General features: G+C 74.8%; 11 protein-coding genes. 5 read left to right on the top strand and 6 right to left on the bottom strand.

Annotated elements, in window-relative coordinates:
- The first annotated feature begins 13 nt into the window (after positions 1-13).
- Genes CCO04_RS05115 through CCO04_RS05130 form a run of 4 tightly spaced genes read left to right on the top strand, consistent with a single transcriptional unit; the run spans position 14 to position 3,586 of the window.
- Positions 14-1,042 carry an ABC transporter substrate-binding protein gene (locus CCO04_RS05115; RefSeq protein WP_215813041.1) on the top strand — a complete coding sequence of 343 codons (1,029 nt, stop codon included), beginning with the start codon at positions 14-16 and terminating at the stop codon, positions 1,040-1,042.
- Positions 1,039-1,806 (top strand): methyltransferase domain-containing protein, encoded by a 768-nt coding sequence (locus CCO04_RS05120; protein WP_308281133.1) that lies wholly within the window; start codon positions 1,039-1,041, stop codon positions 1,804-1,806. Before CCO04_RS05115 ends, CCO04_RS05120 begins: the two co-directional genes overlap by 4 nt.
- Positions 1,803-2,822 carry an iron ABC transporter permease gene (locus CCO04_RS05125; RefSeq protein ID WP_252372784.1) on the top strand — a complete coding sequence of 340 codons (1,020 nt, stop codon included), beginning with the start codon at positions 1,803-1,805 and terminating at the stop codon, positions 2,820-2,822. The genes CCO04_RS05120 and CCO04_RS05125 overlap by 4 nt, the downstream gene beginning before the upstream one ends.
- Positions 2,819-3,586 carry an ABC transporter ATP-binding protein gene (locus CCO04_RS05130; RefSeq protein WP_215813042.1) on the top strand — a complete coding sequence of 256 codons (768 nt, stop codon included), beginning with the start codon at positions 2,819-2,821 and terminating at the stop codon, positions 3,584-3,586. The genes CCO04_RS05125 and CCO04_RS05130 overlap by 4 nt, the downstream gene beginning before the upstream one ends.
- Before the next feature lie 16 nt (positions 3,587-3,602).
- On the opposite strand, the gene CCO04_RS05135 is transcribed toward CCO04_RS05130, so the two are convergent.
- Genes CCO04_RS05135 through CCO04_RS05160 form a run of 6 tightly spaced genes read right to left on the bottom strand, consistent with a single transcriptional unit; the run spans position 3,603 to position 10,770 of the window.
- Complete coding sequence (locus tag CCO04_RS05135) at positions 3,603-4,919, bottom strand: leucyl aminopeptidase family protein (protein ID WP_215813043.1); 1,317 nt, start codon at positions 4,917-4,919, stop codon at positions 3,603-3,605.
- The gene (locus CCO04_RS05140; RefSeq protein WP_215813044.1) at positions 4,916-6,418 is read right to left on the bottom strand and encodes an aldehyde dehydrogenase (NADP(+)); all 1,503 of its coding nucleotides are present in this window, start codon (positions 6,416-6,418) and stop codon (positions 4,916-4,918) included. The genes CCO04_RS05135 and CCO04_RS05140 overlap by 4 nt, the downstream gene beginning before the upstream one ends.
- A gap of 2 nt (positions 6,419-6,420) precedes the next feature.
- Complete coding sequence (locus tag CCO04_RS05145; RefSeq protein ID WP_215813045.1) at positions 6,421-7,329, bottom strand: dihydrodipicolinate synthase family protein; 909 nt, start codon at positions 7,327-7,329, stop codon at positions 6,421-6,423.
- Between the two features lie 53 nt (positions 7,330-7,382).
- Complete coding sequence (locus CCO04_RS05150) at positions 7,383-8,495, bottom strand: low specificity L-threonine aldolase (RefSeq protein ID WP_215813046.1); 1,113 nt, start codon at positions 8,493-8,495, stop codon at positions 7,383-7,385.
- A complete protein-coding gene (locus CCO04_RS05155; RefSeq protein ID WP_215813047.1) occupies positions 8,486-9,805 on the bottom strand; it encodes an FAD-binding oxidoreductase in 1,320 nt (439 codons plus the stop codon). The genes CCO04_RS05150 and CCO04_RS05155 overlap by 10 nt, the downstream gene beginning before the upstream one ends.
- Positions 9,799-10,770, bottom strand: a complete 972-nt coding sequence (locus CCO04_RS05160) for an ornithine cyclodeaminase family protein (RefSeq protein WP_215813048.1) — start codon at positions 10,768-10,770, stop codon at positions 9,799-9,801. Before CCO04_RS05160 ends, CCO04_RS05155 begins: the two co-directional genes overlap by 7 nt.
- 200 nt (positions 10,771-10,970) lie before the next feature.
- Between CCO04_RS05160 and CCO04_RS05165 the strand changes: the two genes are divergently transcribed.
- Positions 10,971-12,038, top strand: coding sequence for a DUF917 domain-containing protein (locus tag CCO04_RS05165; protein ID WP_215813049.1), 1,068 nt, complete (start codon positions 10,971-10,973; stop codon positions 12,036-12,038).
- Positions 12,039-12,041 lie beyond the last annotated feature (3 nt).

The raw sequence follows: 12,041 nt of genomic DNA on the forward strand, positions 1-12,041 counted from the left end.
TGGTGAGCACCCCATGTTCCGTCCCACCCCTCTTCGCCCTGCCGCGCTCCTCAGCGGCGTCCTGCTGCTGGGCGCGCTGACCGCCTGCGGGGACGCCGATGCCCGCACCGATGCGGGCTCCGACCCGAGCACCGCCGGCGGCTACCCCGTCGCGCTCGCCAACTGCGGCGTCGACGTCGAGGTCACCCGGCCGATCGAGCGCGCGGTCGCGGTCAACCAGCCCGCGCTCGAGCTGCTGCTCGCGCTCGGCCTGGGCGACCGGATGACCGGCTACGCGATCAGCGACGACAGCGTGCTCCCCGAGCTCGAGGAGGAGCGCGCCAAGGTGAAGCCCTTCGCCGCCGAGTTCCCGTCGTTCGAGTCGGTGCTCGACCGGGACCCGGACTTCCTCTACACGACCTTCGACTACACGTTCACCGACGAGGGGATCGCCGACCGCGAGCGGTTCACCGGGCTCGGCGTGCCGACGTACCAGTCGCCGAGCGAGTGCGCCGGCCAGGAGGCCGAGGTCAAGAAGGCGCTCACCCTCCAGGACCAGTACGACGAGATCACCGACGTGGCGCGGCTCTTCGGCGTCGAGGACAAGGGCGCGGCGCTCGTCGCCGACCTCCAGGACCGGGCCGCGGCGGCCAAGCCCGCGGACGGGGCCGACGAGGTCACCCTCGCCTGGTGGTACGCCGCGACCAAGTCGCCGTACATCGCCGGGTGCTGCGGGGCGCCGGGCCTGATGACCCGCGCGGTCGGCGCGACCAACGCCTTCGAGGAGTCCGACCAGTACTGGCCCGAGATCGGCTGGGAGAGCATCCTCGACAAGGACCCGACCGTGCTCGTGCTGGCCGACCTCGGCCGCGGGGGCGACGGCGACAGCGCGAGGGCCAAGATCGCCTTCCTCGAGTCCGACCCGGTCGCGAGCCGGCTGACCGCCGTCAAGGAGAAGCGCTACATCATCCTCGACGGCACCACCATGGACCCGTCGATCCGCAACGTCGACGGCATCGAGCAGCTGGCCGCGGGCCTGCGGAAGCTGGGGCTGGCGTCGTGAGCAACCTCGATCTCCTGAAGCGCTGGGACGACCAGCAGGCCGCCTACATCGCCGACCGCGAGGGCCGGTTCGGCGCGATGCTCGACGTCCTGGACCTCCAGTCGGGCGGTGCGCCTGCGGTCGTCGTGGACCTCGCCTGCGGGCCGGGCTCGCTGTCCTTCCGGGTGCTGGAGCGGTTCCCCGAGGTCCGCGTGGTCGGCGTCGACCACGACCCGTCGCTGCTCGCGCTGGCCCGTGAGGCCGCCGCGGAGCACCCCGGTGGCGACCGCGTGCTCTTCGTCGACGACGACCTGACCTCCGCCGGCTGGACCGACCGGGTCCGGGCCCACGCGGGCGACGCCCCCGTGGCCGGCGTGGTCTCGACGACGGCGCTGCACTGGCTCGCGCCGGGCGAGCTGGTCGACGCCTACCGCGGCGCACGCTCGCTGCTCGCCGACGGTGGCGTCTTCCTCGACGGCGACCACTTCCGGTACGACGACCGGCAGCCCCGGCTGCGGACCTGGGCCGCTGCGCACGACCGTCGTACCCAGGAGGCGGCGTTCGCCGCCGGCGCCGAGCCGTGGGACACCTGGTGGACCGAGCTCGCCGCGCGTCCGGGCTACGCCGAGCTGACCGCCGAGCGGGACCGGCGCTTCGCCGACCGGCCGGCGCCCGAGCCGAGCGAGGTCGGCTTCCGCCTGGCCGCACTGGCCCAGGCGGGCTTCGCCGAGCACGGGACGGTGTGGCAGCTCTTCGACGACTTCGTCGTCTACGGGGTGGCTTGACCTCCCTGCCGCGGCTGACCGGGACCCTCGTCGCCGGCACCGCCCTGGTGCTCCTGTCGCTGGCGACGGCGATCACGATCGGGCCGGCCGACCTGTCGGTCCCGGACGTCGTCGCCGTGGTCCGCGAGCACCTCGGCGGGCCGCCCGCGGACCTCTCCCCGCTCCGCGCGGCGATCGTGTGGGAGCTGCGCCTGCCGCGCAGCATCCTCGCGGCCGCGTGCGGTGCGGGACTGGCGGTGTGCGGCGCGGTGCTGCAGTCGCTGCTGCGCAACCCGCTCGCCGATCCCTTCGTGCTGGGCATCTCGTCGGGCGCCTCGACCGGAGCCGTCGCGGTCGCCGTGCTGGGGATCGGCGCCGGCACCGTCGGCCTGACCGGCGGCGCCTTCGTCGGCGCCCTCGTCTCGTTCGCGCTCGTCGCGCTGCTCGCCTGGGCGGCCGGGTCCGGCCCGGACAAGCTGATCCTGGCCGGCGTGGCCGGCACCCAGCTGTTCTCGGCGCTGACGTCGTTCATCGTGCTCACCTCCGCCGACCCGGAGCAGACCCGCGGCGTCCTCGTCTGGCTGCTCGGCTCGCTCGGCGGCGCCCGCTGGTCGGACGCCGCGCTGGTCGTCGTCGTGGTCTCCCTGGGCACCCTGGTCTGCCTGGTGATGGCGCGCTCGCTCGACGCGTTCGCGTTCGGTGCCGACGCCGCCGGCACCCTGGGCGTCTCGGTCCGCCAGGCCCGCGCCGTGCTGCTGGTGACGACGGCGGCGATGACCGCGGTCGCCGTCGCCTCCGCCGGTGCGATCGGCTTCGTCGGCCTCGTGCTGCCCCACGCGGCCCGCGCCGTCGTCGGTCCGCGGCACCGCGCACTGCTCCCCGTCACGGCACTGGTCGGCGCCGTCTTCCTGGTCTGGGCCGACACGATCGCCCGGGTCGTCGTCGAGCCGCAGGAGCTGCCGGTCGGGGTGATCACCGCGCTCGTCGGCGTCCCGGCGTTCGCGCTGATCCTGCGCCGCCGCGGGAGGCGCGCATGAGTCTCCGCGCCCGCGAGGTCACCTGGCGCCAGGGTGGCCGGCTCATCGTCGACGCGGTCTCGCTCGACGTACCCGAGGGGGCGACCGTCGGCCTGCTCGGGCCCAACGGGTCGGGCAAGTCGTCGCTGCTGCGGCTCCTCGCCGGCACCCGTCGTACGACGTCCGGGGTGGTGACGCTTGACGACCTCCCCCTGCGGGACTGGCGCCGTCGTACGCTCGCGCGCCGGGTCGCGGTCGTCGACCAGCACGCCGACACCAGCGTCGCGCTGACCGTCGCCGACGTGGTCGCGCTCGGCCGGATCCCGCACCAGGGACCCTGGCGCCCGCACGACGCGAGCGACGACCGGGCCGTGACCGAGGCGGCCGCATCGGTCGGCATCACCCACCTCCTCGACCGCTCCTGGGACACCCTCTCCGGCGGCGAGCGCCAGCGCGCCCAGCTCGCCCGCGCCCTCGCCCAGCAGCCGCGCGAGCTGCTCCTCGACGAGCCGACCAACCACCTCGACGTCGCCCACCAGCTGGAGCTGCTGGCCCTGGTCCGGCGCCAGCCGGTGACCTCGGTCGTCGCGCTGCACGACCTGCACCTGGCCGCCCGCTACTGCGACCTGCTCCTCGTGCTGAGCGCCGGCCGGGTCGTCGCCTCCGGCGAGCCGGCCGAGGTCCTCACGGCGGGTCTCATCGCCGACGTGTACGACGTCCGGGCCCAGGTCGTCGTCGACGAGCACGGGCCGTGGGTGCGGATCCTCGACCGGCTCCAGCCCTGACCGGCTCGGTGCTGCGTCATCGTGCGGGCTCCCACGTGCGGAGCAGCTCGACCAGCGTCCGTACGCCGAACCCCGTGGCCCGTGCGTCGGCGCCGGACCCGCTGACGGCCGGCCCGGCGACGTCGAGGTGGACCCACGGGAGGTCCTCGGGGACGAACGCACCGAGGAAGAGGGCGGCGGTCAGGGCCCGGCCGGTGTCGGTGCCGGGATGGTTGCGGACCGTCGCTCCGGGTGCCGACGACCGCACCTGGTCGGCGTACCGCGGGGCCCAGGGCAGGCCCCACAGCGGCTCTCCGGAGCGCTCGGCGGCGGCGAGGACCTGTGCGCCGAGGGCACGGTCGCGGGCGATCAGCGCACCGATCGACGGGCCGAGGGCGATCGTCGCCTGGTAGGTCAAGGTCGCGATGTCGAGCACCGCGCGGGGCCGGTGCTCGGCGGCCCAGGCGAGGGCGTCGGCCATGATCACGCGGCCCTCGAAGTCCGTGTCGACGATCTCGACGCCGAGCCCGTTGCGGGTCGTGACGACGTCGCCGGGGCGGACCGCGCCCGGGCCGGGCAGGTTCTCGACGACCGGGAGGACGGCGTGCACGGGTACGGGCACGTCCAGCGCGGCGAGGGCCGACAAGGCGCCGAGGACGGTCGCGGCGCCTGCCTTGTCGGTGTGCATGCCGACCTGGGCAGCGGGCGGCTTCAGCGAGAGGCCGCCGCTGTCGAAGGTCACGCCCTTGCCGATGAGTGCGACGGAGCCGGGCGCCGGGGTGTCGCCGGGCGTCCGGCCGGGGGTCGACCACAGCTCGACCATCAGCGCCGGCTCGGTCGACCCGGTGCCGATGGCGAGGATCCCGCCCATGCCGAGGTCGCGGAGCCGGTCCGGGCCGCTCAGCCGGTAGCCCAGTCCGTGGGTACGGGCGAGGGCCTCGGCGACCTCGGCGAAGCGCGGCGGCGGGCACTGGTTGGCGCGGGCGTCGACGATCCGGCGGGTGAGCCGGACGGCTCGGGAGACGGCGTGGGCTCGCTCGAGGAGCGGGGCCGCGGTGGTGGGGGCGGTGACGACCACGTCGCCGTCGTACCCCTGGTCGAGGACGCCCTCCAGCGCGACCGGGAGCAGCGCCGGCTCGGCCCGGGTCAGGTCGACGGCCGGCGAGGGGGCGGCGGACGAGCGCTGGGCAGCCTCGCCACCCCACGCCCGTGCCTCCTCGGCGGTCGCGCCGGCTAGCCACGGGGTCGAGTCGTCGGGGGTGTCGCCGGTCGCGATCAAGCGCAGGCCGGCCGGCCCGGACAGCCCGGCCAGGGCCTGGTCGATCGGGTCGACCGGGTCGCTCTCGGGCGTCACGATCGTGCCGTGACGTAGGAGCCGTCGAGGTGCCGGGGCACCGACGAGGCGGCCCTCAGCTCGGGTGGCAGGAGGCCGTCCGGAAGGCCTTGGTACGTGACCGGCCGCGTGAAGCGCTCGATCGCGGCCGTGCCGACCGAGGTGGTCCCCGCGGCGGTGCTCGCGGGATAGGGGCCGCCGTGCTGCTGGGCATGGGTGACCGCGACGCCGGTGGGCCACTGGTTCCACAGGATGCGCCCGGCCTTCGCGGTCAGCGCGCCGACGAGGTCGCCGGCGGTCGGGTCGTCCTCGTCGGCGAAGACGCCGGCGGTCAGCTGGCCGGCGAGGCCGGTCGCGAGGGGCAGCAGCTCCTGCTGGTCGGCGTACTCCACGACGAGGGTGCTGGGCCCGAAGCACTCCTCGAGCAGGACGCCGGCGGAGTGCCGCAGCGCGGACGACGGCACCGTCAGGACGACCGGACCGGGCTGCGACGCCGTCGGCGAGCCGTCCCCGGCCAAGACCCGGACGCCGGGCGCCGAGCGCAGCTCCGCGAGCCGGGCGAGGTAGCCCGCCTCGACCAGGTCGTTGAGCATCGGCGCGGCCGGCGGCAGCGGGGACCGCCGGACCGCTTCGACCAGCCGGCCGCCGGCCGGGGCGAGGACGACGCCCGGCTTCGTGCACAGCTGTCCGGCGCTGAGGGTGAACGACCCGACGAGGCCGGCGGCGAGCTCGGCTCCCCGGTCGGCGTCCGCGCGGGCCGTGACGAAGACCGGGTTGACGCTGCCCAGCTCGCCGAAGAACGGGATCGGCTCGGAGCGGCCGTTCGCGACGTCGAGGAGGGCGCGACCGCCGGCGATCGAGCCGGTGAAGGCCCCGGCCCGGACGAGGGGGTGGGCGAGCGCGTCCACCCCGGCCTGCCGCCCGAAGACCACCTGGAACAGGCTGTCGGGTGCCGCGCAGGACGCCAGCGCCGCCCGCACGACCTCGCCGAGGGCGGCCGAGAGCCCGGGGTGCCCGGGGTGGGCCTTGACGATCACCGGGCAGCCCGCGGCGAGGGCCGACGCCGTGTCACCTCCCGCGACGCCGAACGCGAAGGGGAAGTTGCTCGCCGGGAAGACCACGACCGGCCCCAGCGGGACCCGCGTACGACGCAGGTCGGGCCGGGGCGCTCCCGCGAGCCACTGGTCGTCGGCAGGGTCGACGCGGACGCCGAGGTAGCCGCCGTCGCGCACCGCGGCGGCGAGCAGCCGGAGCTGGAAGGTCGTCCGGTCCAGCTCGGCGCCGAGCCTGTCCACCGGGAGGCGGGTCTCCCGGTGGGCGAGCGGGAGCAGCGCCTCGCGTGCCGAGCCGAGGGCGTCGGCCACGGCCTCCAGCAGCGCGGCGCGCACGGACCGGGGCGACGCCGACCAGACGGTCGCGCTGCGCGCCGCCGCACGGACGACGTCATCGACCTCCTCGGGCCGGGTGTCCGGCACCAGCGACACCGCGCTCTCCGTGCTCTCCGCGCTCCCCGTGCTCATGGTCAGCGGTAGCCCAGGGCGAGCGCGGCCTCGGTCGCCCGCACGATCTCGGCCCGGGTGTCCTCGGGCAGCGCGAGCCGCGGCGGCCGGCAGGGGCCACCGCGACGGCCCACGACGTCCATGGAGAGCTTGATGGCCTGCACGAACTCGGTGCGCGAGTCCCAGCGGAGCAGGGAGTGGAGGTCGCGGTAGAGCGGCAGCGCCTTCTCGAGGTCCGCGACGTCGCCGGAGGTGGCGAGCTCGTACAGCTCCAGGCTCGCGGCCGGCAGCGCGTTGGGGTAGCCGGCGATCCAGCCCACGGCACCGGCGAGGCCGAGCTCGACGAGCACGTCGTCTGTGCCGACGAGGAGGTCGAGCTCGGGGGCGAGCTCGCGGATCTCGTACGCCCGGCGCGGGTCGCCGGTGAACTCCTTGACGGCCACGATCAGTCCTTCGGCGTGGAGCTCGGCGAGCAGGCCGGGCGTCAGGTCGACCTTGGTGTCGAAGGGGTTGTTGTAGGCGACGATCGGGAGGCCGACCTTGGCCGCCTCGCGGTAGTGCTCGACGACCGTGGCGCGGTCGGCCCGGTAGGCGTTGGGCGGCAGCATCAGCACCGACGCCGCGCCGGCCTGCGCGGCGTGGTCCACCCAGCGGCACGTCTCCCGGGCCCCGTACGCCGCGACCCCGGGCATCACGCCGAAGCCGTCGGGCGCAGCCGCCACGGCCGTCTCGACCACCCGAGCCCGCTCCTCGGGGGTGAGCGTCTGGTACTCGCCGAGCGAGCCGTTCGGCGTCACGCCGTGCAGGCCGTTCTCCGCGAGCCAGCGCACGTGGTCGGCATAGGCGTCGTGGTCGACCTCGAGGTCGTCGGTGAACGCGAGCGCCGTCGCGACGTAGACCCCGTGCCAGGGCTTCTTCTCGGTGGTGGTCATGCTCTCTCCTCGGGTTGGGGTGGGCGACCGCCCTCGGCGGTCTCAGGGGTGGGTCAGGACGGGGGCGGGCCAACGACTGCGGCGGCGATCGCGCGGGCGACCTCGTGCGGGTCGAGGGCGAGCGCGCCGACGCCGACGGTCAGCTCGGTCATGGCGACGCCGGACCCGTCGTAGGAGCGCCACGAGCGGGTGAGCGCGGTGCCGGTGGCGGCCATGTGCGCGACCAGGCGGGCGTTGACGGACGAGGGGTCGCGGTCGGCGAACAGCACGAACGAGCTCGTGTGGGGCACGGCGGGGAACACCCGGACCTCCGGCGGCAGGGCGGCAGCGAGGGCGCGGGCCCAGCGCACGGTGTCCGGGATGCGGGGCAGCATGCGCTCCAGCCCGGCCAGACCCGCGACGGCGTCAGTGGTGCGGTAGAGGGTCCCGCCGAGGCGCCGTCGCCAGAGCCGGGCCTGGGCGACGAAGTCCGCGCGGCCGGCGAGGACCGCGCCGGACAGGCCGCCGAGCCCCTTGTAGAGCGAGACGTAGACGCTGTCGGCGAGCGCGACCACGTCGGCCAGGGGCCGGCCGAACCACGCCTGGCTCTCCCAGATCCGGGCACCGTCGAGGTGCAGCCGCACCCCGCGCCCGCGGCAGGCCGCGGCGAGCCGCTCCAGGTCGGCGTACGACGGCAGGATGCTCCCGCCGTCGCGCAGGGGCAGCTCGACCACGGCCGCCGCCAGCCGGCCCGGGATCGCGTCGAGGTGTCGTGCCGTCGGCGTCTCCCAGCCGGTCGTCAGGTGCTCGAACCGCAGGCCCTGGAGGATCCGTGGACCGTCCTCCTCGTGGACCAGCAGGTGGCTGAGGTCCGGTACGGCGACCCGGCGGCTGCCCGTGTCGTCCGCGTGGACGCGCAGCGCCGCCTGCTGGGCCATCACGCCGCTGGGGAAGACGGCGGCCGCCTCGGTGCCCAGCAGCCCGCGCACCGCGTCCTCCAGGCGCGTCACCGCGCCGCCCTCGGCCATGACGTCCCAGTGCTCGATGCCCAGCCGCTCGCAGTCGCCGGCCAGGTCGGCGTACACCTGGCGGGGGCTGCGCCCGTCGTGGCGGACGACGAAGGCCGTGCACCTGGCGAAGGCCTGCCGGAAGGCCGGCGACTCGTGGTAGGTGGCGATCAGCCCCACGGCACGCCCTCGGCGACGGACGAGCGGTCCCGGTGCGGGAGGACCTGGAACCGGTCGAGGCCGAACGGCCGGAGCAGCGCGGGCTCGGTGCCGGTGAGGATCGACTCGCTGAGGAGCTTCCCGGTCAGCGGCCCCAGGGTGACGCCGAGCATGGCGTGCCCGGCGGCGACGTACACGGGCGCGGGGGAGACCCGCCCGATCACCGGGAGCCCGTCGGACGTCATGGGCCGCAGGCCCGTCCACGGCCGGGGCCGGGACGCCGGCCACGTGGGGAAGTAGTGCGCCATGGCCGCCGGGATGGCGGCGGCGCGGCGCTCGTCGACGCGCAGGTCCTCCGCGCCGAACTCCATCGTGCCGGCGAGCCGGATGCCCCGGTCGAGCGGGGTGACGGCGACCTTGTGGTCGCTCAGGTACACCGCGCGGCGAAGTCCCAGCGGCGCCGGCCCGTAGTCGAAGCCGTAGCCCTTGCCGGCCCGGATGTTGACCCGGATCCCCAGCTGCGCCGCGAGCCGGCGGGTGCCGACGCCGGCGGCGAGGACCACGGACCCGGACCGGTGCCGGACGCCGCCCGCGACGACGGTCGTACCGCCGCGCCCGGCCGCGATCTCGGTCACGGGCGCGTCGGTCCGGATCCGGACACCTGCCTCGATGCACCGGGCGGCGAGGGCGTCGGTGAGGGAGTCGGGGTCGACGCGCTCGTCCCCGGGGCACAGGATCCCGCCGATCACCCCCGGTCCCACCGTGGGTTCGAGGTCGCGGACGTCGCGTCCCGTCAGCGCTTCTGCGCGGGGGAACCCGTACCGCTCGATGGCGGCGAGGTCGTCGAGATGGGGCTGGATGCCGTGCTCCTGGACGAACAGCAGGAGGACGCCGTCCCGGTGCCGCTCGAACTCGATCCCCAGCGCGGCCAGCTCGTCGAACGCGTCGATCGCGTGCGACGCCAGGGCCGCGGTCGCCGCGAGACCGCGCTGGTAGGGGGAGGTGCGCGAGGCGAGGAGCATCCGGGTGAGGAACGTGAGGTACGACCAGGACGGCTCGAAGCCGACCTTGAGCGGCCCGCCGCGGCGGCCGAGCCACCGCAGCGCCGTCCGGAGGCCGGCGGGAGACGGGACCGGCTCGCACATGGAGGGGACGAGCCAACCCGCATTGCGGCGCGACGCACCGGCGCCGATCGGCCCGGCCTCGACGAGGGTCACCTCGGCGCCCCCGAGGCGCAGGTGCAGCGCGGTCGACAGCCCGACGACGCCGCCGCCGATCACGACCACGTCCGAGGCGTCGCCCTGCGGCCGGAGCGAGCGGGGGGTCACCACGGGAGGAGACTTCCCACGCCCGCCGCCGCGGCCCGCTCCAGGAGCGCGGCGGTGACGGCGGCGTCCTGGATGCCGATCCCGACGGTGTTGTAGTACGTCCAGGTCCGGTCGGCCGGCCGGGTGTAGCCGTCGACGATCGCCTCGCCCAGCGAGCGGACGTCGTCCACGGCCAGGGCGCCGGTCGCGATCGCGTGCCGGACCGGACCGGCCTGCTCGACGGCGGTGGCCGCGTGGTCGACGACGACGCTCGCCCGGGAGAGGACGTCGTCGCCCACCTCGCGGTGCTGCGGACCGAACGAGCCCACGCTGATGACGGTCGCGCCGTCGGCCAGCCAGTCGGCCGCGATGACGGGCTCGGTGCTGGTGGTGCACGTGATGACCAGGTCGGCGCCGGCCACCGCGTCCTGGGCGGAACCGGCGCGGCCGATGCGGTGCTCCTCGTCGTCGCCCGTGGCGACCGGGTCCCAGAAGGTGATCTCGGCGTCGGGGAAGAGCCGTCGCGCAGCGGCGCCGTGGCCGCGGCCCTGCCGGCCGTAGCCGACGAGGGCGATCCGGTGCGCCACGCCGCCCGGCCGCAGGGTCTGCGCGGCGAGCATGGACGCCGCGACCGTGCGGAGCTCGGTGACCGCCTCGCCGTTCAGCAGCGCCGCGGGGCGACCGGTGAGCGGGTCGACCGCGACGACGAGCGCGTGGATCGTGGGCAGGCCGCGGTCCGCATTGCCGGGGACGACGCTCCCGATCTTGGTGACCACACCGGCCTCCGGCGAGAGCCGCGCGACGTACACGAACGTGGTGTCGTCGTGAGCGCCGCCGGACAGGATGCGGGGCGCCAGGTAGGCCTCCCCGGTCGCGAGGCCGACGAAGGCCGCACGCTGGGTCGCGATCGCCTCGGTCAAGGAGAGCAGGTCGACGACGTCGTCCCGGGACAACGCGAGAAGGGCCGTAGCGGCGGGGGTCTGGCTCACGTGCCCAGACTCGTGGAGTCCGTCGCGCGCAACGATGGGCACGGCGCACTGCCGAAGGCGGGGAATGGGGGCAGATCGCTCATCGCCTCGCTCCCGGGCTGTGCCTAGCGTCCGACTCGACTCGTCCCGGCCGGGACCAGTCCAACCGGATCGGGCGACCGCCTTCGGGCGGGTGCTGGGACAGAGAGGACGACCGCTACATGCGACAACTCGCACTGGATGCGCTGGACCAGCTGACGCTGGGTGCCACGCTGCTGGCCAACGGTGGCGGAGGAGATCCGTTCATCGCGAAGCTGATGGTCGAGCAGGCCATCATCGACAACGGACCCATCGAGATCGTCGGGCTCGAGGACCTGCCCGACGACGCGATGATCGCCACCGTCGCCGTGATCGGCGCACCCACGGTGATCATCGAGAAGATCCCCTCGGGGCGGGAGTTCATCGAGGCCGTGCGCGCCCTCGAGTCCTACCTGGGACGCAAGCTGGACGCGATCATCCCCGTCGAGGTCGGTGGCATGAACACGCTCGTCCCGCTGGCGGTGGCCTCGGAGATCGGCATCCCGTGCGTCGATGCCGACGGCATGCGGCGGGCGTTCCCGCAGATCGAGATGACCACCTTCACGCTGGGCGGGATCTCGGCCTCGCCGATGAGCCTGGCCGACGAGAAGGGCAACAAGCTCGCGTTCGAGACGATCAGCAACCAGGTCAGCGAGAAGCTCGCGCGCGGCTCGGCGATGATGCTCGGCCTGACGAACGCGCTCGCGTCGTACCCGATGACGGTGGCGCAGGCCAAGGACGCCGCGATCCCGGGCTCGCTGACCTACTGCCACGAGGTCGGCGGGCTGCTGCACGCCGTCCAGAGCCACGAGGAGGGCGCCTGGGAGCGGTTCCTCGACTTCACCGAGGGCGTGATCATCTTCGAGGGCAAGATCATCGACCTCGACCGTCGTACGACGACCGGGTTCGCGCGCGGCACCGTGGTCGTCGAGGCGTTCGCCGACCCGTCGCGCACCCTGCAGATCGAGATCCAGAACGAGCTCCTGCTCGCCGTCGAGGACGGCCGGCCGGTCGTCACGCCGCCGGACCTCATCTGCATGCTCGACCACGAGACCTCCGAGCCGATCACGACCGAGGCGCTGGCCTACGGCCAGCGCGTCCGGGTCCTCGGGATTCCCTGTGCCGAAGGCTGGAAGCGGGACGGGATGCTCGACATCGTTGGTCCTGCCGCCTTCGGCTACGACGCCGACTACACGCCCCTGAAAGGTTGATCG

The sequence above is a fragment of the Pimelobacter sp. 30-1 genome (assembly GCF_018831735.1).
In the GTDB taxonomy this organism is placed as follows: Bacteria; Actinomycetota; Actinomycetes; order Propionibacteriales; family Nocardioidaceae; genus Nocardioides.

Coding starts and splice junctions, on each gene's coding strand:
- CCO04_RS05115 (WP_215813041.1), top strand. CDS start 14: ATGTTCCGTCCCACCCCTCTTCGCCCTGCCGCGCTCCTCAGCGGCGTC.
- CCO04_RS05165 (WP_215813049.1), top strand. CDS start 10,971: ATGCGACAACTCGCACTGGATGCGCTGGACCAGCTGACGCTGGGTGCC.
- CCO04_RS05145 (WP_215813045.1), bottom strand. CDS start 7,329: ATGACCACCACCGAGAAGAAGCCCTGGCACGGGGTCTACGTCGCGACG.
- CCO04_RS05140 (WP_215813044.1), bottom strand. CDS start 6,418: ATGAGCACGGGGAGCGCGGAGAGCACGGAGAGCGCGGTGTCGCTGGTG.
- CCO04_RS05130 (WP_215813042.1), top strand. CDS start 2,819: ATGAGTCTCCGCGCCCGCGAGGTCACCTGGCGCCAGGGTGGCCGGCTC.